General features: G+C 45.0%; 20 protein-coding genes, 1 rRNA gene and 1 riboswitch. Of the genes, 16 read left to right on the top strand and 5 right to left on the bottom strand.

The features are described 5' to 3' along the window. Nucleotides 1-10: 10 nt before the first annotated feature. The 3 genes from AC1MDJ_RS00105 to AC1MDJ_RS00095 all read left to right on the top strand — a co-directional run bounded on the left by AC1MDJ_RS00105 (nt 11) and on the right by AC1MDJ_RS00095 (nt 1,984). Nucleotides 11-1,150 carry a CsgG/HfaB family protein gene (locus tag AC1MDJ_RS00105; RefSeq protein WP_479688917.1) on the top strand — a complete coding sequence of 380 codons (1,140 nt, stop codon included), beginning with the start codon at nt 11-13 and terminating at the stop codon, nt 1,148-1,150. Nucleotides 1,151-1,189: 39 nt separating this feature from the next. After that, on the top strand, nt 1,190-1,417 hold the full coding sequence (locus tag AC1MDJ_RS00100; protein ID WP_479688916.1) for a hypothetical protein: 228 nt from the start codon (nt 1,190-1,192) through the stop codon (nt 1,415-1,417). Between the two features lie 123 nt (nt 1,418-1,540). Then, nucleotides 1,541-1,984, top strand: a complete 444-nt coding sequence (locus AC1MDJ_RS00095) for a hypothetical protein (RefSeq protein ID WP_479688915.1) — start codon at nt 1,541-1,543, stop codon at nt 1,982-1,984. A 119-nt stretch (nt 1,985-2,103) separates the two neighbouring features. On the opposite strand, the gene AC1MDJ_RS00090 is transcribed toward AC1MDJ_RS00095, so the two are convergent. Then, nucleotides 2,104-2,433, bottom strand: a complete 330-nt coding sequence (locus AC1MDJ_RS00090; RefSeq protein WP_479688914.1) for a HepT-like ribonuclease domain-containing protein — start codon at nt 2,431-2,433, stop codon at nt 2,104-2,106. Continuing rightward, a complete protein-coding gene (locus AC1MDJ_RS00085) occupies nt 2,420-2,710 on the bottom strand; it encodes a nucleotidyltransferase family protein (RefSeq protein WP_479688913.1) in 291 nt (96 codons plus the stop codon). The genes AC1MDJ_RS00090 and AC1MDJ_RS00085 overlap by 14 nt, the downstream gene beginning before the upstream one ends. Nucleotides 2,711-2,984: 274 nt before the next feature. On the opposite strand from AC1MDJ_RS00085, the gene AC1MDJ_RS00080 reads away from it, so the two are divergent. The 6 genes from AC1MDJ_RS00080 (at nt 2,985) to AC1MDJ_RS00055 (ending at nt 11,233) form a co-directional block, all read left to right on the top strand. Further along, nucleotides 2,985-5,060: a methylmalonyl-CoA mutase family protein gene (locus AC1MDJ_RS00080; RefSeq protein WP_479688912.1), complete on the top strand. Its 2,076-nt coding sequence runs from the start codon at nt 2,985-2,987 to the stop codon at nt 5,058-5,060. 1 nt (nt 5,061) lies between these two features. Next, complete coding sequence (gene scpA / locus AC1MDJ_RS00075; RefSeq protein ID WP_479688911.1) at nt 5,062-7,248, top strand: methylmalonyl-CoA mutase; 2,187 nt, start codon at nt 5,062-5,064, stop codon at nt 7,246-7,248. Nucleotides 7,249-7,250: 2 nt separating this feature from the next. Beyond that, the gene (meaB, locus tag AC1MDJ_RS00070; protein WP_479688910.1) at nt 7,251-8,429 is read left to right on the top strand and encodes a methylmalonyl Co-A mutase-associated GTPase MeaB; all 1,179 of its coding nucleotides are present in this window, start codon (nt 7,251-7,253) and stop codon (nt 8,427-8,429) included. A 77-nt stretch (nt 8,430-8,506) separates the two neighbouring features. Continuing rightward, nucleotides 8,507-8,839, top strand: coding sequence for a YqaA family protein (locus AC1MDJ_RS00065; protein WP_479688909.1), 333 nt, complete (start codon nt 8,507-8,509; stop codon nt 8,837-8,839). Between the two features lie 145 nt (nt 8,840-8,984). Next, nucleotides 8,985-9,177, top strand: a riboswitch (cobalamin riboswitch). Nucleotides 9,178-9,597: 420 nt separating this feature from the next. Continuing rightward, nucleotides 9,598-10,248, top strand: coding sequence for an XRE family transcriptional regulator (locus AC1MDJ_RS00060; protein WP_479688908.1), 651 nt, complete (start codon nt 9,598-9,600; stop codon nt 10,246-10,248). A gap of 13 nt (nt 10,249-10,261) precedes the next feature. After that, nucleotides 10,262-11,233, top strand: coding sequence for a lysylphosphatidylglycerol synthase transmembrane domain-containing protein (locus AC1MDJ_RS00055; protein ID WP_479688907.1), 972 nt, complete (start codon nt 10,262-10,264; stop codon nt 11,231-11,233). Nucleotides 11,234-11,288: 55 nt separating this feature from the next. Here the strand turns inward: AC1MDJ_RS00055 and AC1MDJ_RS00050 are convergent, their stop codons facing one another. Both AC1MDJ_RS00050 and AC1MDJ_RS00045 read right to left on the bottom strand, forming a co-directional pair. After that, the gene (locus tag AC1MDJ_RS00050) at nt 11,289-13,442 is read right to left on the bottom strand and encodes a hypothetical protein (protein WP_479688906.1); all 2,154 of its coding nucleotides are present in this window, start codon (nt 13,440-13,442) and stop codon (nt 11,289-11,291) included. Next, a complete protein-coding gene (locus AC1MDJ_RS00045; RefSeq protein WP_479688905.1) occupies nt 13,378-13,563 on the bottom strand; it encodes a hypothetical protein in 186 nt (61 codons plus the stop codon). The genes AC1MDJ_RS00050 and AC1MDJ_RS00045 overlap by 65 nt, the downstream gene beginning before the upstream one ends. A 63-nt stretch (nt 13,564-13,626) precedes the next feature. Between AC1MDJ_RS00045 and AC1MDJ_RS00040 the strand changes: the two genes are divergently transcribed. The 6 genes from AC1MDJ_RS00040 to AC1MDJ_RS00015 are packed head-to-tail and all read left to right on the top strand — an operon-like array spanning nt 13,627 to nt 18,154. Continuing rightward, entirely contained in the window at nt 13,627-14,415 is a 789-nt protein-coding gene (locus tag AC1MDJ_RS00040; protein ID WP_479688904.1) for a MipA/OmpV family protein, read from the top strand. A 43-nt stretch (nt 14,416-14,458) separates the two neighbouring features. Then, nucleotides 14,459-14,704 (top strand): flagellar basal body rod C-terminal domain-containing protein, encoded by a 246-nt coding sequence (locus AC1MDJ_RS00035; RefSeq protein ID WP_479688903.1) that lies wholly within the window; start codon nt 14,459-14,461, stop codon nt 14,702-14,704. A 12-nt stretch (nt 14,705-14,716) separates the two neighbouring features. Further along, on the top strand, nt 14,717-15,886 hold the full coding sequence (locus AC1MDJ_RS00030) for a hypothetical protein (protein ID WP_479688902.1): 1,170 nt from the start codon (nt 14,717-14,719) through the stop codon (nt 15,884-15,886). Between the two features lie 19 nt (nt 15,887-15,905). Next, nucleotides 15,906-16,607: a Sir2 family NAD+-dependent deacetylase gene (cobB, locus tag AC1MDJ_RS00025; protein ID WP_479688901.1), complete on the top strand. Its 702-nt coding sequence runs from the start codon at nt 15,906-15,908 to the stop codon at nt 16,605-16,607. Nucleotides 16,608-16,609: 2 nt separating this feature from the next. Then, nucleotides 16,610-17,452, top strand: coding sequence for a methylenetetrahydrofolate reductase (locus AC1MDJ_RS00020; RefSeq protein WP_479688900.1), 843 nt, complete (start codon nt 16,610-16,612; stop codon nt 17,450-17,452). Nucleotides 17,453-17,458: 6 nt separating this feature from the next. Next, nucleotides 17,459-18,154 carry a tRNA1(Val) (adenine(37)-N6)-methyltransferase gene (locus AC1MDJ_RS00015; protein ID WP_479688899.1) on the top strand — a complete coding sequence of 232 codons (696 nt, stop codon included), beginning with the start codon at nt 17,459-17,461 and terminating at the stop codon, nt 18,152-18,154. Between the two features lie 16 nt (nt 18,155-18,170). Here AC1MDJ_RS00015 and AC1MDJ_RS00010 read toward each other — a convergent pair whose 3' ends face one another. Continuing rightward, complete coding sequence (locus tag AC1MDJ_RS00010) at nt 18,171-19,187, bottom strand: glycosyltransferase family 92 protein (RefSeq protein ID WP_479688898.1); 1,017 nt, start codon at nt 19,185-19,187, stop codon at nt 18,171-18,173. 202 nt (nt 19,188-19,389) lie between these two features. Between AC1MDJ_RS00010 and AC1MDJ_RS00005 the strand changes: the two genes are divergently transcribed. Further along, nucleotides 19,390-20,935, top strand: a 16S ribosomal RNA gene (locus AC1MDJ_RS00005). Nucleotides 20,936-20,986: the final 51 nt, after the last annotated feature.

Here is a 20,986-nt window from a genome sequence, read left to right as displayed (position 1 = left end):
GAGGATATTTATGAAGTGTTCTAGTTACAAAAAGTTTTTGTTGGTTCCGTTAGCTGCCCTGACGTTGGTGGCGTGCGGAGCTACTGACCCAAGCACGATTGCTCCGATAGCTACTGATAAGGTGACTTTTAGCGTTCCTAGCGAATGTCAATCGTTGTATCAACGCACAAAGCCTATTGTGGCTGTCGTTGAGTTTGCTAACAACACCGCTACACAGGGCGGGCAGGAAACGAAAGTTAGTGCTCAAAGCAACTCTAGGGTAGGAGTAGCTTCTAGTGGACGTGCAACTTATATCGGTGCTGAAAAGAATGAATCTTTTGATTCAGTATCAAAGGTTATCACCCCCATGCTTGGCGAATTTGCACAAGGCGCAGTGGAATCTACCGTTACAAAGCTAGGTAGCGTAGCAGTGGTGTCACGTAACAGGCTTTCATCGGTGTTGAAAGAACAACAGTTTCAAATGGCAATGGCTGACCCCAATACTATGGTTAGCATGGGTGGGCTACTAGGCGCACAATATATAGTAACTGGCTCTGTTGACTACATCAACTCAAAGTACACTGAAAAGAGCAATGCTAGTTTTGTAGGCAAAGACGGCAAACAAGACACTCTATCTATGATTGCTAATGTTGGAGTTATGGCATACAATGCAACGCAGGCTGGCTGGAATGTTGAAACCCAAATGACTATCAGCGTGATAGATGTCAGCACAGGTCAGGTAACCGCTACCTACAAGAGCAAAGGCACAGCACATGTAGGTGAATTGAAGGTATTTACCACCGACCAGATGATAGATGCGTCTAAAAAGGCTATGGAAGCGGGGCTAAATAAAGCAGTTGCTTTCTTTAACGATACATTTGGCACTACGTCTTACATAAACGAAATACGTGGTGGCAAAAAGATGGCACTTATCGGTGTGGGCAAGAAAGACGGCATCTCTAAAGGGGATAAGTTCCAGCTGATTTCTCTTGACGTAACTACAGACGCTAGAACTGGCAGAAAGACTTGCAGCCCTACTCCCACGAAGATAACGCTTACAGCATCCGAGTTCGGCAGTGATTCGTCTACCTGGGCAACCATAAGTGGCGATGCTAAGCAGTTAGAAAATGTAAAGATTGGCAGCTTGGTTCGCCGTTCTAAAGCGAGATAGTTAGGTTTTGCGACAAATATAAATATTGAGGTAATTCTTATGAAGAATTTTCTACTAGTTGCGATTGTGTCATTGTTTGTGGTTGCTACTACAGCGTTCGCTGCTGACCTGCCTGCCACACCTAAAGTTGCTGCACCTAAGGCTGAAGCTCCAAAGGTTACTGCACCTAAGGCTGAAGCTCCAAAGGTTACTGCACCTAAGGCTGAAGCTCCAAAGGTTGCTGCACCTAAGGCTGAAGCTCCAAAGGTTAGCGCGCCTAAGTTCTAGAAGTTAGATTTCTCTTAGGAATTAGCTATAAACTAAAGAGCCGTTGTGAGGCAACTCATAGGGGCTCTTTTTTTGTTTGGTTTTTCACTTGACCATATATAAAGAAGTGATAGAATACTATCTATGACAATGTTAAAACATATTGCTCTATTAGCAATATTTACACTGGTAGCTTGTTCGCAAATTGGTGCTCTAACGGGGCAAAATGCAACTGAACAGGGGACGGACAAGCTAGTGAACGGCAAACCGTATTGGTTTTGGGCACCGTCTGCAGACGGGGTGCTTGGAGCAGTAGGCGAGTCTGGCACACATATAGACGGGATTAGTGCACAGCGGAAGCTGGCAATGGCGCGTGCCATAGAGAACCTTGCTATGCAAAAGGGCGTTAAGGTTGACTCAACACAGGTTATTACTAGCAGTCAAAATGCATCTGGTGCTAGTAGTGGCAGTATAGACTCTAAAATATCACTCACAGTCAGTGGCGTAGTGTTGAATGTTATTGTGCGTTCATTCTGGCAAGACCCTCAGACTGGCAAGTTACTCGTCTGGGTGACAGAATACAAATAGCATAAGGTTTGTCTCGTTAGTGATAGTGATAGACGCCTATAACCGTTATGTGTATGGGAAAGGATATGCCCTCCCTCACGGGGACTTATCGTGCTATACCACACAACGATGTCATTTTGTCATAGTAGCCCGTTCAAGAACGTTTCAAGTTCGGGGATGTCTTTAGTGACTTCTTGCCATATCTGTTCCATGTTGAGTTGCCAATAGCCGTGTGCGGCTATGTTACGAACACCTATTATTTGAAACCAGTTAAGTTCCGTGTGTTTATTTCTGAATTCAAGGGATAGGTGGCTAGCACACTCCCCAATGTTTATCAACGACATACAAACAGCACGTTGAAGAATATCATCCATAATGAATGTGTCAAACGAGTGAGGAGCTATGGCGTTCTTGATGAACACCACTTCAACATTCATTCTGTCTAAATGCGTCTTATCACGGTCTATCATATAGGGTTATCGTCCGAGCTATTTGTAGCGCACTAGGATTTACTAGAGGCAAGCTAACCACGTCAACATCATTTTGTAGCTTGCTTTTCAACTCCTCTCCGAAACCCAACACCGCACCTATTGAGGGCACAGCCACATTGAACTCAACTAATAGGTCAACGTCTGAGCTGTCAGTTGCATTGCCGTTGGCATAAGAGCCAAACAGATGAATGCGCTTGACATTATACTTGTCAACAAGCTGGTTTATATTGTCTTGTATCGTCTCAATGCTAAGCATATCATACCTCTATTATGCAATATTATATGCTTAGCTTGTAGCATTGTCAATACAACACCCGTTTATTGCTTGCAAACGTCCCCCACCTTCCACCATTTTTTTTACCAAGCCTGTTCTTGATACTTCCTGTTTATCTTTGCTTTCGGCATAACCTAGTGATACAATAAAAATAAGAGCATAGTTTTTTAAGGTTTTTTTATTTTTTTGTTTTTTTTGTTTCTTTTTTGTGATAAACTAGAACAGTGTTGCATTTGCAATTTATAAGGAGGTATAGATGGCTCTGTTTAATGAATTTAAGGCTCCCACCTATGATGAGTGGAAAGCCGCTGCCAAGAAAGCCCTCGCACCAAAAGGCGAGGCGACGGTTGAAGACAGTGTGTTTGACAAAAAACTGTTGACTAAAACCTATGAAGAAATCACGCTTAAGCCTATCTACAACGCGGAAGACGTCAAGAATAGTGCTTTTGCTGGTGCTCTGCCAGGCGATGCGCCTTACGTCCGAGCTGTTAGTGTCGGTGGCTACATCACCAATCCATGGGTGGTGGCTCAGGAGTGCGACCAAGCTACTGCTGCTGAGGTAAATAAGGCGTTAAAGTCTGAACTGCCGCGCGGCTTGCAAGCTGTTGGCTTGCGCCTAGACTGCGCTTCACGTTTGGCTACTGACCCTGATAAGGCACCTGATGGGCAAGTGGGTAGCAAGGGCGTGTCAGTCAGCACCCTAAAGGATGTTAAGACTATCCTTGATGGCGTTGATGCTAATACTCCGTTCCGTGTTGATGCGGGCGTGAGTGCTCTTCCCTTTATTGCGTTTGCCGTTGCTGCTAAGGCTAAACTTAGTGGCGTTATAGGTGCTGACCCTGTCGGCACACTAGCTAAATACGGCGAAGTGCCAGCTTCACTGGATTCTTTGTATGACCAACTAGCTGCAACTACTAATTGGGCAGAAAAGAATGCTCCAGCTCTCAAAACTATTGTAGTTGACACCTCGTCTTACAATAACGCTGGTGCTAACGCTGTCCAAGAGCTTGCTTATGCTATGGCTACTGCTGTTGAATATATTGAACAGCTAGGCAAGCGCGGAGTGTCCTTTAAGGTTGTTGCTAAGCACTTACAACTTGCTTTTTCTATAGGTTCTAACCTGTTTATGGAAATAGCGAAGATTCGTGCAGCTCGCATCCTTTGGAACGAAGTAGTAACGGCTTACGGCGAAAGCGGTGCCGAAGTTGCTGCTAATATTCACGTAAAGACCGCTCATTTCACTAAGACCGTTTATGACTACCATGTAAATATGCTCCGTTCTACGACAGAAGCTTTCTCTGGCGTTGTCGGCGGTGCAAACAGCATGCACGTAGGCACGTTTGATGAAGCTGTTCGTCGCGGTGATGATTTCTCTCGCCGTATAGCGCGCAACGTTCAGATATTGTTACGTGAAGAGTGCGGACTGGTTCAACCTATTGACCCAGCAGGTGGCTCTTACTACATAGAATCAATTACTGAAGACCTAGCAAAACGCGCATGGGAACTGCTCGGCAAGATTGATGCAGATGGTGGTATGGTGAAGGCTCTTGAAAAAGGGACTCCACAAGCTGACGTCGCTAAGGTGCTGGCTGCTCGTGAAAAGAAACTTGCTAACCGCAGTGATGTTGTAGTTGGTAATAACAACTATGTAAATCTAGCTGAAAAGCCGTTAGCTCCTGAAAAACCAGTTGATGTTGCCGCTATCAAGAAGGCTGTAGCTGCTAATCGCAAGAGCGGTGCTGCGTCTTCACTGAAAGCTGGCACTGATGCTAGCGTTGTTGATGCTGCTATCAAGGCTGCTGAGGCTGGCGCATCTACAGGCGAAATAGTTGCAGCTCTAAAGGGCAATGGTTCACCTGCTAAGGTTGCTAAGCTGAATGCTAGTCGTCGCACTGAAGTATTTGAAAAGCTTCGTGAAAAGACTGCAGCTAACAAGAGCAAAAACGTTAAGGTATTCTTGGGCAACTTTGGTCCGATACCTCAGCACAAGGGTCGTGCAGACTTCAGTCGCAGTTTCTTTGAAGTAGGTGCGTTTGAGGTGGTTTCTAACGATGGCTTTGATGCTGCTGATAAGTTAGCTGATGAAGCTGGCAAGGCTAAGCCTGATGTAGTTGTTATATGCTCAAGCGATAAGCTATATCCTGAAAATGTTCCTGCTATAGCTAAGGCTGTAAAGGCTAAGGCTAGCGGCGCTAAGGTTTTCCTTGCTGGCAAACCTGCTGACGCTACCTTAGAAAAGGCATATAAAGATGCTGGTGTAGATGATTTCATCTATATGGGCGTTGACTGCCTCAAAGTATTGACTGATTTACAAAAAGCAAAGGGGATATAAGATGAGCAAACCAGATTTTAAGAACGCGAAGTTTAAGACAGACTTCAAGAAAACCTCTTACGCTGATTGGAAGCGTGCCATAGAAAAGGAAACGGGCAAGACTGTTGAAGAGCTTGCTAACCGCACTATGGAACAAATTGATGTTAATCCCCTTTACACTAAAGAGGATGTAGCTGGCTATGAACACATGAAATATGACATGGCTGCGGGTCTTGCGCCTTTCTTGCGTGGACCGTATCCTAATATGTATGTTACTAAGCCTTGGACGGTTCGTCAGTATGCGGGTTTCTCTACTGCTGAGGAAAGCAATGCTTTCTATCGCAGGAACCTTGCGATGGGGCAGAAAGGTCTGTCAGTTGCATTTGACCTTGCTACTCACCGTGGCTACGACTCTGACAACCCCCGTGTTGCGGGTGACGTTGGTATGGCTGGTGTTGCTATTGACTCTATCAAAGATATGGAAATTCTATTTGGCGGTATTCCGCTAGGGCAGATGTCTGTATCAATGACGATGAATGGTGCAGTGTTGCCTATACTTGCGTTCTACATCGTTGCTGCTGAAGAAAAGGGTGTTAAGCACGAAGAGCTGACAGGCACCATCCAAAACGATATATTGAAAGAGTTTATGGTGCGTAATACCTATATATATCCGCCAGACCCTTCTATGAGAATTATTGGTGATATATTCGCTTTTACGTCTAAGGAAATGCCTAAGTATAACTGTATCAGTATATCGGGCTACCATATGCAAGAAGCTGGTGCGACTGCTGATATTGAGCTTGGCTACACTTTGGCTGACGGCTGGGAATACCTGAGGACTGGTATAGAAGCGGGGCTGACAATAGATGGCTTTGCTCCTCGTCTGTCTTTCTTCTGGGGTATCGGTAAGAACTACTTTATGGAAGTTGCTAAATTGCGTGCTGGCAGGCTGTTGTGGTCTAAGATAGTTAATACTTTTGGACCTAAAAATCCGAAATCTTTACCGCTTAGGACGCACTCTCAAACTTCTGGCTGGTCGCTTACTGAACAAGACCCGTTCAACAACGTTGCTAGGACTGTTATTGAGGCGCTTGCTGCTACTATGGGGCACACTCAATCGCTGCACACTAATGCGTTGGACGAAGCTATAGCATTGCCGACCGACTTTTCTGCTCGTATTGCCCGCAATACCCAACTATTCCTGCAAGACGAAACCTCTGTCTGCAAGGTAATAGACCCATGGGGCGGTTCATACTATGTAGAAGCGTTGACTGATGCAATTGCTAAAAAGTCTTGGGGGCATATTGAAGAAATCAATAAGGTTGGTGGTATGGCTAAGGCTATCAGCACTGGTCTGCCAAAACAGCGTATTGAAGAGGCTGCTGCTCGCCGTCAAGCGCGCATAGACTCAAAGAAAGAGGAGATAATAGGCGTGAACAAATACCGTCTTGAAAAGGAAGCTGCTCTTGAAACGCTAGACATTGACAACAATGCAGTTCGTGAAAACCAAATTAAACGTCTGCAACAGCTCAAGAAAGAACGTAATCAAAAAGACGTTGAAGCGGCACTTGAAGCTCTTACTAAGGCAGCTGAAGACCGTAAGAACGGCAACCTGCTTGACCTTGCTGTTAAAGCAGCTCGTGCTCGTGCAAGTCTTGGTGAAATATCAGATGCTGTTGAAAAGGTTTCAGGTCGTCACGTTGCTGTAACTAAGACGATTTCTGGTGTTTATGCTAGCGAATACAACGATGATACCGTAATCAACGAAGTTCGCAAGCTTGCCGATGACTTTGAAAAGAAGGAAGGTCGTCGTCCTAGGCTGATGGTAGCGAAGATGGGGCAAGACGGTCACGACCGTGGAGCTAAGATAATAGCTACTTCGTTCGCTGATATGGGCTTTGACGTTGATATGGGACCTATGTTCCAAACTCCAGAAGAAGCAGCTCAACAGGCTGTGGATGGTGATGCGCATGTTGTTGGGATGAGCTCACTAGCTGCAGGGCACAAAACTCTTATGCCTCAACTTGTTGCTGAACTGAAGAAACGTGGACGTGGCGACATACTGGTTGTGGCAGGCGGTGTAATACCTGCTACCGATTACGATTATCTATACAAAGAAGGCGCAGCAGCGATATTTGGACCTGGCACAGTTATACCTGTGGCAGCGAAGAAGTTGCTAGAGGCACTCCTAAGTAGGAAAGCAGCTTAATTATGAGCGAAGACGTAAAGAAACCTGAGTGGGCATCTCCCGAGTGGGCTGGAGCTGAGGGCGAAAGCACCAAGTTCGCAAGCCGTGTTATGGCAGGCGTTGAGGTGATGCACGACGGAGAGCTTGTCAGCAGTGTTAATGCTGATAGCGTTAGCACCAATACTGCAGAGATAGTGGTTCGTGATAACTACGGAGCACCGCCTAAGCTAGATGTTTCAGACTATGTAGAAGGCATAAAACAGGGCAATCGTGGCATACTTGCACGGGCTATTACCCTTGTTGAGAGCAACAAGCTTGAGCACATGAATATGGCGCAAAATGTTTTGCAGGAGGTGCTTCCACTGACAGGCAGGTCTTTACGTATAGGGATAACGGGTGTGCCCGGTGCCGGTAAGAGCACTCTTATTGAGGCACTGGGCACGCGCCTGTGTGATGCTGGGCATAAAGTTGCCGTGCTTGCGGTTGACCCGTCAAGCACTATAACAAAGGGTAGCATATTAGGGGACAGGACGCGTATGGAGCAGCTTGTCCGCAGACCTAATGCCTTTGTTAGACCATCGCCATCTGCTGGTGCGCTTGGTGGCGTAGCGAGAAAGAGTCGTGAAACGTTGCTCTTATGTGAAGCTGCCGGCTATGATGTTAGCATTGTGGAAACAGTTGGCGTTGGGCAGAGTGAAATCACGGTGCGTTCAATGGTTGATGCGTTCTTGTTTGTTGTTCTTACGGGTGCAGGCGATGAGTTGCAGGGTATGAAAAAGGGTGTTATGGAGATTGCTGATATTATTGCTGTCAATAAAGCTGACGGCGACAATAAGGAGCGTGCAGAGCGTGCCCGTTCGGAATATGAGATGATGGTTCACTATTTAAGGCAAGCTACTGAGGGGTGGACGACTCCGACCCTTACGTGTTCAGCTTTGACGCATTTAGGTATGGATGGGCTTTGGGATACGGTAGAGAGGTTCTTTGCGCACGTAAAATCTAGCGGAGTGTTTGAGCGCAGACGCAGGGAGCAATCACTTTCTTGGTTCAAGTCTATGATAGAGGAGCACCTATACCGCCGTTTCTATGACGATGATAAAGTTAAAGCATTATTGCCTGAATTTCAAGCTGGCGTTGAGAGTGATACGGTGCATATAACACGTGCCGTTCAACAACTACTTGATGCTTATGAGAGCAGATAATTTTTCTTGCCTTACTATCTTTAAACGTTTTTGCCTTTCTATCAGCCACGCTGATACCCGGAGGCTCTGAAGCGGCGTTGTTGTTGTTTGTATCACGCTATCCGCAATATAAACTGCTGACATTAGTAACTATTACAATTTCTAACTCGCTCGGTAGCCTTACTAGCTACTGGCTTGCGCGTTTCGTATCGCGTAAAAAGCCTGAGGGTAAGGCGGTAGCATATATAGAACGCTACGGGGCAGGTTTTATGTTTTTTGCTTGGGTGCCAGTATTGGGGGACGCTCTGCCATTAGCGGCAGGCTGGCTCAAAATGCCCTTTGCGAAATGTGCACTATTTATAACGCTTGGAAAGTTAGCTCGCTATACGGCTATATTATTTTTCGGCGTTAAAGTGCTTTTTGGAAGCTAGCACATCTTCTGATTGACAATTTTTATAGTTTCGTGCATTATGACATTATAGTGTAATAACGCACGAGGAAATTAAAATGATAAAACTGCTAAAAAGAACAAAGTCTTGACAAGTTGTTTAATAGCGTATAGTATGCGTGTGCTGACAAAACTTAACGAGTTTAGGTGCGATTTTAGCTTAATAGGGAACCTTGTGTAAGTCAAGGACAAGCCCATTGCCGTAAATCCTGTAGCTTGATGTTTCATCAAGACACCTTGAAAAAAGCCAATGTTCATATAGTGAATGTGAAGGCGCAAGGTGAGGAAAGTCGGAAGACCTGCCTAAATTTTAGACCAGTTCGCCGCTTGGGGACTTAAGCGAAAAGGTAGATGTGTGCAAAAGAATACTCGGATAAAAGGGCATCTGGGATTACTCTAGTAGAGTAATCCCATTTTTTTATCCAAAAGCACAGAACCCATTCTTCTTAAATATCCTCCTGTTAGGCAAGTTTTATGACGAGCATTACCTCTGCTGTGAAGCAGTAGGGGTGGAAATAATGGGCGTCTCCTTATATAAGCAGTTTATACTGTGTCTGCGGCACCACTAGGCAGCGGCTCCGCAGACACAGTAGGCTGTGAAAATTGAATCTAACAGTATCAATAGTATTCAAGCTAGATTAGACACCTTTATAGCTATCCGCTATCATTGACAGGTTGTAGAATACATTAGAGCTTGACTTTTTTTGCTTTTCTGTTATTCTACGGGTGTTGGGGGCATACATGCAGCTTAGCAAGCGGTTGAAGAAAATACGTGAGCATTGCGAGCTTAGTCAAGACAAGTTCGCCGAGAAGAGTGGTATCAACGTCGCCCGTATCCGCAATATTGAGCGCGGGCAGTTGCAAAAGTTCAACGACCAAGAGATAAGTTTGCTTTCTGATATGGGCTTTTCACGTGTGTGGCTCATCACGGGTGAAGGGGAGCCGTTGAAACACGAGACTGCTGCCATAGAGCTATCAGACGATACAATCACTTTGCCACACTACGAGCACGTGACTCCGTCAGCGGGCTATGGGCTTGAGATGGCTGACGAGACGCCTGATGGCGAATATAAAATGAGCGCAAAGATGTTCGGCATAAAGGGTGCTGCTAAGAGCACAGTTATCATGCATGTATCGGGCTATTCAATGGCACCTAGACTAGATGACGGGGACGGTATATTAGTGAACATTAAAGAGAATACCCTGCAAAATGAGGGTATATACGTGCTTCGCTGGGGTGGCTCGCTGCTGGTAAAAACAGTTCAGAAGATAAAAGACGGTATAAGACTAATATCTTACAACCCAAACTTTGCCCCTGTGGAGCTGACGGGAGAAGAATGTAGCGATGTGCAGATAATCGGACGTGTGATTGGAATGTTTGCCAAAATATAAATGTAATGTATAGATGCACAAGCTCATAAAGTTCATAAAATATCCTATAGCTATAGCTCTGCTCTATTTCCTGTTCACCAGTGGCAGGATAGAGTTGTCCGTTCTGGCAGACTTTCTAAACGCCCGCAACGCTATGATAACAATGGCTGTATTTATTATATGGATAGCGCACGATGTCGTATTTTCTCTGCGGTATCAGTTCGTTTTAGATGCGCTGGGCTATAAAGCAAAACTCATTGATATATTCAACGCAACAATGGTAGGTATATTCAGCAACAATTTTGTGCCGGGCGGTGCGGGGATAGATATTGCACGAATATACTACCTGAAAAAGAGCGACAATGTGCCAATCTCTGGCGGTATGGCAGTTGCGGTGCTTGACCGCTCACTCGGTTTCTGCGGGCTGGTGCTAGTATCGGCTATCCTGCTGCCGCTGATGCTTGCTATTACACAGGTTGATACCACATTTCTTGCAACCTTAAAAATATTGTTTATAGCACTTGTTGCGCTTGCTATCGTGCTCTTATCGGGCATAGTAGTATTGCGTCTTGATGTTTCATATAGTTTTATTCAGCGTTTGTTTGCAAGGTGGACTTTTACCAGCCGTGCACTACCATTTATCAGCGCAATGCACCTGTTGGTGCTCAACAACAGAGTGATGTTGGCATCTATAAGCTATTCTATGGTTGGACGGATGCTAACCATCGCCTCTGCGGCACTGCTCACATATAGTCTATACGGGACAAAAGCGGCTTATGCTATGATAGCTATGCATGGCATAATGCAACTACTCATCGCCATACCCATAACGCCTGCCAATATAGGTTGGACGGAGCTAGTGTCTGACGAACTGCTGCACCTGTTCGGCACAGACGGCGGGGCTAACATCGCCATAGTAGGCAGGGTAATGGCTGTGCTATATTCACTAATTGGCGGAGTTATATATTTAAGGCTCAAAGGTAATAACAGAACGGGATTAATGTGATAAGGTAGGAAAATTGAAACAGTGTATGAGAGAGAAGGTCATTTGAACAATACTATTAGAACTTATACAACGCCTGCACACTGCCAGCAAATCCGTTGCGCATGCCGTCATAGTATAAAGCACTTGTATTCAGTTTTATGTGGTCTTTAACGTCTTCCCAGAACTTCAAGCCTAGCTCCCCTGCAATAGTGTGTCCCTTTGACGTTGGTGCCTCAATAGGGTTGCCATACCTGTCGCCCGCTGATGCATTGGCTGATAACTCTTGCTCTATAGACACACCTACAAATGGCGTTAGACTTTTACCTTTGTGGGTATATTTAGTGCCCAGTTTCAGTTTTGTAGAGTCTATGTCATCAAAGGTTATCTTCTGAGTGCCTACATGAGCAGTATCGCCATTTTGGTGCAAGTATAAGCCCATCAGATATAAATCAATTTTGTTCGTTTTATTGATATTAAAATAGTGACCTATGCCTAAATTAAGCCCGTAAAACAATGACTTAGTGTCGTATTCCGCCCCAGTGTCATCACTAACATAGGAAGTTTTGGATTTCCCTATATTAACTGATATATCCAAGTAATGGTCATCTAGGCTGATTCTTCCCATATTTCCGATGCCAACATATTGTATTTCGCCATTGCCTTCTATATTTTCATTGTGTGCAGTATAGCTACCACCCCCAGCCATCATGAATAGACCCATAGACAAACCTAGTTTGCGAAGTGTCGGCTTTTTGCGAACAGTCTTCCGTGCTTTCAGATGATAGCCATCCACATTGATGTCAGAATAGATGGTCTTGGGTTTAGCATCTTCCTCACTCTGAAAACTTAAGGTGTAAGTGCCCATGTCCCATGCAGCTCCCGTCATCAATGAGAAAGACATTACATCTACGCTAGAGCCTGTGTTATATGTGGAGTTACCTCCGTTGATAGCTGTGAAATACGCACTGCTCGCAGCATATTCTTTAATCTTACTGCACTCTGTGCCTATCTGGTCTATTGCCGAATTTAATGCAATTACGCTCGCTATTTGCGCCTCAGATAAGCTCTTATAGGCTGGACTGGTAATTTTTCTAGCATTGGCAAATGCATCTCCGCCACCTCGATTCCCCAACCACGTTGTGTTGTCTATTGCTCCTAGATGCATCAGTTCTGCAATTAAGCCATCATTAGTGGTGTGCAGCCAGAATATGTAGTCGTTCCCTCGGAACGTTTCGTCAACTACGTGTCCACCAGTGATGCCAGATGGAGCCACTGCTATCAGAGTTATGTTATCTCCTACAGTTAACAATGTAGTTGCATGTTCAAAGTATATTTCAAATATCGGATTCCACCCGAAGTCTACTTTATTAGCTCCAGCAAATTCATAACCAGCGGTAGCTGTGCTAGGTATTATGAATCTCCAAGTTTCAAAGTTGCTTATCTTGTGAAACCTGCCATAACTACCATCGTCTCTGCCATAAAGGTTAAGGACGTTTCCCTTCCAGTCATCTCCACCAGCCATACTTCTTCCACCCATTATGGTCACGAAGTTGACGTTGTCGAATGTTGGCTTATACAAGGTAATAGTGTTGTTGTTAGCACCACCTCTTTGCTGTCTACTGCCGATTATCCAACCATTGCAGAACTGGTCCCAGCCTTGGTCACAAGCATCCGCCAAGCCTGAACCACCGTAAAAGTTGTGGATTATAGCGTTTTCACCTATGAAAACAGAGTTCCCATTTGACGAGTTTGGATTGGATATGTTGTTGGAATATGTCCCAGCTATCAGGTAATAGTTGATGTAGCCAGATAGGATGCTTATATGATTGTATCCAACGATGCTGTAGCAACTGGAGCTAAAAGCACCTACCAAGTATATGCCATCTATGTTAGCGTTTATTTCCAAAAAATTATCTCTGACCTCAAAAAACCTTCTTAACCCCCAAGAATATGCACCTGCTAATACTTCAGTGTTGTATCCCAGTGCATGATTGACTGTAAGCCTATTATTAACGACGCTTGTATCCTGACCCAATCCTGCTACTATATGATAAGCATGAGGAGACGCAGGGAGTGATGAGTCAATGGTGATATCATTACCTATCGGGTTTCTATTCGGAGCATACCAACCGGACATATTGACAGTTCCACCATCTGTAATCAAACTAAACGTTGCAGATGATGCAACTGCTGGCATAGCTAACAGACATAGTATTATCAGTTTTTTCATATCCGTAGCCCTCTTTGTTTATCACAATAAACACCGCTAGGGTAGCTTTACGCGCCCGACTTGCATTACAAGAAAGTCTAGTGGTTGTTATGTATATAAATGCCAAAACATTCGTTGACATCTCAATGATTTTACTATAAAACAATTGCTGTTTCAACTATTTTTTAGCTATCGGGAGAATTCTATGAAAAGAGTGTATTTAGTGCTGTTATGTGTAATTGCATTTTCGGGCAATGCGTTAGCGGTGGAGGTTATGGCGGGTGGCGGACTAATGTATGTTGACCGTGAATATAAGGGCACTAAGAGCGGATTAGACCGCTACAAAGATATAACGTGGAATGTTTTTGACGATGATTACAGCGGTCCATTGCCGTTTATATCGGTTGATTCGGATAGCTTTTTCTGGAAGATGGCTACATTTGGCTACCATGCCTACCGCGATAACTCTACTCAATTTAATATTATATTAGCTCATATAGGTAAAGATTTTGACCCTGACAGTAGCGACAATGAGACGATTAAACGGTTGCATAAGCGTCCATCAACTATGGGAATGGGATTTAGTTTTGAGAAAAAGACCTTATTAGGCGAATTTAAGGCAACTGCTATGGGTGACATTCTAAACATCAGCAATAGTATCTTGGCAGAGCTGTCTTATGGGTATGGTATTCGTTTTGGAATGAGGTTTTCACTTACACCATCGGTATCTGTGCGCTGGGCAAATAAAAAGTTTAATGAATATTATTACGGTATCAACCGAGACGACAACCGTCGCAGCGGGATAGACCGCTACGAACCATCTGATGGCTGGATGCCAGCTGTGGGACTTAGTGCCATGTATATGTTTTCTAAACAAAATATACTGATGGTGCATGGCGAATATAGTTTCCTGTCAAGTGCGACTAAAGATAGCCCGCTGGTTGATAAAAACGGAGTGTTCGGTATGTTCGGCGGATTTATGCACAGGTTTTAAGTTTTCACTGGACAAAGGAACTCAATTAGAGTATGTTTAGGCTATGAATGTAGGTTCAATCACTGCTGGCTTTGCTACTATAGAGCGGACGTATGCATCTTCTGTGCAGAACGTCACGAACCCTGTATATGTTAATGAGTATAAGGGGATGGATTCAGTGGAAATCACGGGTTCAATCGCATTGGCGAAGACTCAAGAGGTTATTGCTCTAAACGGCTATAAAGCTAACGCCAAAATGCTACAAACCATTGACGATATGATGGGTACCATCATCAACATAAAAGCATAGGGAAGCTCGTGGATGTTTAAGAAAGTCAGAGAAATTAAGGTAAATAATTTCCCCGCTCAGGAGCTTACCCCCGTCCGCCTATATGCTTTTGACAACAAAGACGTAATAGCGGTATCAGACAGCAAAGAGGCATTGCATCTGATGATTTACCATAGTTCGGGCAAAGTTGACGAACTAGGTATCCAGAATACTTTCGGTAATTTGGTCAACATCTTTATCTGGAATGGCGCATACTGGCTGGAGTTTAACAAGCCTACCACTATATATGAGGAAAGCTACACGTTGCTAAAAGCATCTGCTGATAAGGTAGAGGTTGTAGCGACTTTCCCGCGGCTCAGTTATTTTCATGATAACCTATACCATTCGTTATTTATCAGGGACGATGTGTTGCACCTCAACTACATCAGACATAATTGTCTGCACCAATATGCGCTTGATGAAAAAAACAATAAAATTACTGAGGTAGAAGCTATACGCGGGGATAAATGGTATCTCTGTGGCAAACATGCAATCTGCCATATCCGCAACCTTTTAGAATTCTATGACCAAGAGCTGAACGTGTATAATACGATAGAATATGATAATGAGATAGATGAGGTGCGCTGGCAATATGAAAGTGGACTAGAGGCATTAACCCTTGCGCTCACTGATGCGTTGCAAGAGCAAACTACACTAATTGTTCAACATATAGACTCAAATGCTACGCATATCGCATATATAGAGTATGCGGCAACGAGTATGGGTGTATCGGGGGGGCGAGTCTGGCTGAACCCAGCGGGGATTACCAGTGAAAATGAAGTTGGTGGCTGTATGATATATGATATGCAGCTTACTCCGTTATATTCTCATCTGCGGCTGATTGGCAAGACCGTAGTGCCTATCGGGGCGTATCCGCCACCATTTCACAGGGCTTCGCAAATATCGCCACTTGTTTATGATAATACGTTAGTTGTAGCAGACGAGCGGGCGATAATATTTGACTATTCGTGTCGCCCCGCACAGGAGCTGGAGAGAACAAAGTTGGCGTCAGTAGCAGTTAATCCGCAGGGGGATATAATAGCCATAATGAGTGTGACTGAGGCTACCAAAGAGGTGTATAGAGGTATAACGTTTGACATATACGAGTTTGAGCGGGATAATAACGAGGGCAAAGTTATTAGTATGGCTAAATTCAAACGCTAATAATCGGGGTGGGTGAGTTATGGGGATTGTAGTATTAACGGGTGCAGGGATATCGGCAGAGTCGGGTATAGCGACCTTTCGTGATGCTAATGGGTTATGGGCGGAGCATAGGGTGGAAGACGTTGCCACCCCTGATGGCTACGAGCGCAATCCGCTCTTGGTGCTTGATTTCTACAATAAACGCCGCAGAGAGTTAAAATCAGTAAAACCTAACCCAGCACATCTTGCGTTGGCAAAGCTAGAGCAGGGGCGCGACGATGTGCTAGTGGTGACGCAAAATGTTGATAATTTGCATGAACAGGCGGGCACTAAAAGCCTGATACATATGCACGGCGAACTCAATAAAATAAGGTGTACTGAATGTGAGACTGTATTTGACTGCTATGATGATATAACACTAGCGAGCAAGTGCGAGAAGTGTGGCACTGAGGGGACGCTCCGCCCCCATATAGTATGGTTCGGCGAGATGCCATTTATGATGGATGAGATTAGTTATGCATTGCATAGCTGCGAGCTGTTCATATCAATAGGCACATCGGGCAATGTATATCCCGCTGCAGGTTTTGTTCAGTCCGCTCGCAGTGCGGGCGCGCACACTGTTGAGCTGAATTTAGAACCGTCTTTGGGGGCTAGTATGTTCAAGGAAAAGGTTCACGGCAAAGCGGGAGAGGTAGTGCCTGTCTATGTTAATAAAATATTATCGGGTGAGTTAGAGTTTTAATTATGAAAATTTCAGAATTATTAAGGTTAAAAACCACTCGTTCTTATGAATTCTTTCCGCCCAAAGAGGTAGCGCAGGAAGGGGTGCTGTTTGACAGCATTGTGCATTTGAAAAGTTTCCCACCTGATTTTGTCTCAATCACCTATGGTGCGGGTGGCTCTACGCGCGACAAAACATTTGCTTGGACGCAAACGCTGACTAACGAGCATAAATTCAACACTATGATGCACCTAACCTGCTATGGCAACACCCCTGAAACTATAGTTGATACCTGTAAGCAGCTCATGAATGCTGGCATAGAGAACGTGCTTGCCCTGCGTGGCGATATGCCACAGAATGCTACCGCTATGCCGAAAGCATTTAGTTATGCTAGTGAGTTGATAGCGCATATTAGAGCTAAGTGTCCTAATATTTGTATCGGCGGGGCGGGCTATCCTGAAAAGCATCCGCAAGCGGCGGACGTGAATGCTGATACGCTAGCAGCTAAGGCTAAAGCTGATGCGGGGGCAAGTTTTTTGGTAACGCAGCTGTTCTTTGACAATAACGTGTTTTATAAATATCTTGACAGATTGCATAGTGCGGGCGTTCACCTGCCTGTGGTAGCAGGGCTTATGCCTATCACTAGCTATAAGCAGGTAGCGCGTTTTATTGATATGTGCGGGACGGCAATACCGAGCAAGCTGGTAGAGCGGCTGGAAAAGGCTAGTGCAATAGATGCCGCAAAAATCGGTGAAGAACACGCACTTCTGCAATCACGTGAGCTATTAGAACGTGGCGTGAACGGATTGCATTACTACACGTTAAATAAATCAGAAACAACTTTTAATATCTTATCGCGGCTATAGCGTTTAATGTCAATAGACTATATAATCTCCCAATCCTTGCAAATCAGCCAGCCTGATGAGGGTTTCCGTTTCGGTAGCGATTCACTAGTGTTAGCATGGTTTGCAACAGTTAAACCGAAGGAGCGCATTATAGATATATGTAGTGGCTCAGGGGTGCTATCAGTGTTGCTTGCAGAGCGAAAACAGGTGTGCGACATCGTAGCTGTGGAGCTACAAGATGAGATGTTTAAGCACCTAGAAGATACCATAAATATAAATAAACTAGGGAATGTTATTAAAGCTGTTCATCAAGATATAAAGACATATAAGCCTGATAATGAATTCAATATGGCAATATGTAATCCCCCATATAGGGCTATGGGCAGTGGCAGGCTCAGCAGTGACACTGGCAAGCAGCAGGCGCGCTTTGATGTGGAGCTATCATTAGATGAACTGCTGGCATTCTGTAAGAAGTATATTTTTTTCGGCGGACGGCTTGCTTTATCTGGTGTAACCGACAGGCTTGCAACGACTATTAACGCATGTATCAGCTATAACTTTGAGCCTAAAAAGTTGGCATTCTTATACCCTGCGGTTGACAGGAAACCTAAAATATTTTTCCTAGAGTGTGCGCATGGCGCGCTAAGCGGTGGCTTGCAGGTGTGTGAGCCGATTGTTCAGAACACCGCTCTGTATGAGGATATTATAAATGGCAGGTGGTAAAATAATGGGTGTAGTGTTACCTAGTGGCAAACCGCTTTGCTATCCTTTCCTTTACCAACGGCACGTATCTATCCATAATATTATCGTTCTTTATCTCGTTGTGGTTAAGCTCGGCAAACTTCTCAAGCAGGGCAGCTCTATCATTATAGAGCGAATTTTCTATATTCAATCTTCTGCTCATATATTCCTCAATAGTCCTGACGATGTAGTGGTTTATACGTAGCTTATCGTGATAGACAAACTCTGATGTTATGCTCGTGCTTTTTATTCGTTTAGGCTGCTTATGGGTATCAACTGCAACGTTGCGCTTTTTATGCCAATATTCAAATGCGTGGACACCCGCCTTAAATACGTATCTAGGGTTGAATATTGTTTTTACGGTATAATTGTATGGCGTATCTCGCTCAGAGTGGTCTCTAAATCGTTCCATAACAAGCTCGTTCGTTTTTGTCTTATGTCCGCCATCACCATATATAAGCCAGTTCACCTCAACGCCGACTTCATCCTCAAAATCACGCAAAAAGTCTGGTATATTATTAGTGCTGATAGGCACGAGGAACTCATCCACATCAACAAATGCTAGCCAAAAGGTGTTATACTTAAAACGTTTGACAGCATCGCCACATATACGCCTTTGTTTTGAGGCGACCACGTTGGTAAAGTCAAAAGCCTCTTTCACAGTATCAGTAGACTCTCCGAAGTTTAGGTATTCAACCACGCCATCCTCAATGTAAGGCTTCATAAATTCCCGTAGTTCAATGTCGTCATCTTCGCCGTATATATAGAACTTCTCAACGCCTACAAGTAGGTGATATTCAATCCATTCAGCCATATATGGGATTTCGTTCCTGACTGTCGTCACTATAGACAGATATTGCGGGAAGTCCCCCCCACGGGCAATGTTGCGTTTATCAAAGAACCACTTGAAATATTCAATCACACGTCCCCCACGCACTATGCGACGTGCAAGCCCAAACGGTATAAGAAGCGCAAGAACTCTGCGCCATAGAGAAACGCCTGTTTTGTGCCGCACTTTGCACCTCCTGACGGTGATACGCAGAGTATATACTATAACTGGGCTGCAATTCAAATATAAAAATAATTAAAAAACTTCTTGACTTGTTGATTTAATGTATGGTATGGTGTTTGTCCCGCTGGTTGCGGGGTTGGAATTGATATTTGGAATAGGAAGTTTGGGGAGAGGAGAGGTCAGCAAGAGCGGGTCAATGGATAAATGAATGGAGAGTTTGATCCTGGCTCAGAACGAACGCTGGCGGCGTGCTTAACACATGCAAGTCTTAGGGGAAAGTTCTTTCGGGGATGAGTATACTGGCGCACGGGTGAGAAACGCGTGAGTAATCTATCTATCAGATTGGGACAACCTGCCGAAAGGTGGGCTAATACCGGATATGAGCTATATTGAGTGGTGTAGCAAGAAAGGCTGGAGTAATCTAGTGCTGATAGTTGAGCTCGCGTCCTATTAGCTAGTTGGTGGGGTAAGAGCTTACCAAGGCTACGATAGGTAACCGGCCTGAGAGGGTGGACGGTCACATTGGGACTGAGACACGGCCCAAACTCCTACGGGAGGCAGCAGTGGGGAATTTTGCGCAATGGGCGAGAGCCTGACGCAGCGACGCCGCGTGAATGAAGAAGGTATTTATATTGTAAAGTTCTTTCAGCAGGGAATAAAGTGTATAGTAGTAACTGACTATATTTTGAAGGTACCTGCAGAAGCAGCCCCGGCTAACTCCGTGCCAGCAGCCGCGGTAATACGGAGGGGGCGAGCGTTGTTCGGAGTGACTGGGCGTAAAGCGCGCGTAGGCGGTGTAAAAAGTCTTGGGTTAAAGACAACAGCTTAACTGGGGGAATGCCTGAGATACTTTTATGCTAGAGTGCCATAGAGGAATGCGGAACATCTGGTGTAGCGGTGGAATGCGTAGATATCAGATAGAACACCTGTTGCGAAGGCGGCATTCTGGGTGGTAACTGACGCTGAGGTGCGAGAGCGTGGGGAGCAAACAGGATTAGATACCCTGGTAGTCCACGCTGTAAACGATGGATACTAGATGTTGGGGCATTAAGCTTCGGTATCGTAGCTAACGCGATAAGTATCCCGCCTGGGGAGTACGTTTGCAAGAATGAAACTCAAAGGAATTGACGGGGGCCCGCACAAGCGGTGGAGCACGTGGTTTAATTCGATGCTAACCGCAGAACCTTACCTGGGTTTGACATCCACAGAATCCTGCAGAGAAGCGGGAGTGCTAGTTTACTAGAATTGTGAGACAGGTGCTGCATGGCTGTCGTCAGCTCGTGCCGTGAGGTGTTGGGTTAAGTCCCGCAACGAGCGCAACCCCTGCTTTCGGTTACCATCATTAAGTTGGGTACTCAGGAGGGACAGCTAGTGTTAAACTAGAGGAAGATGGGGATGACGTCAAGTCATCATGGCCCTTATGTCCAGGGCTACACACGTGCTACAATGACATATTCAGAGGGAAGCCAAGCTGTGAAGCGGAGCGAATCTCACAAAGTATGTCTCAGTTCGGATTGCAGTCTGCAACTCGACTGCATGAAGTCGGAATCGCTAGTAATCGCAGGTCAGCAAAACTGCGGTGAATACGTTCCCGGGCCTTGTACACACCGCCCGTCACACCACGGGAGTCGGTCGTGCCTGAAGCCGGTGGCCTAACCGTAAGGAGGGAGCCGTCGATGGCAAGTCCGGTAACTGGGGTGAAGTCGTAACAAGGTAGCCGTACCGGAAGGTGTGGCTGGATCACCTCCTTTTTAAGGATTGTTTAACATCATACTTAATTAGGTAAATAAGACCTCTCTTGC

It is taken from the genome of Candidatus Termitispirillum reticulitermitis, from assembly GCF_054655775.1.
Note: the sequence above shows the minus strand (reverse complement) of the source record. Positions and strands in the feature narration are given on the sequence as shown.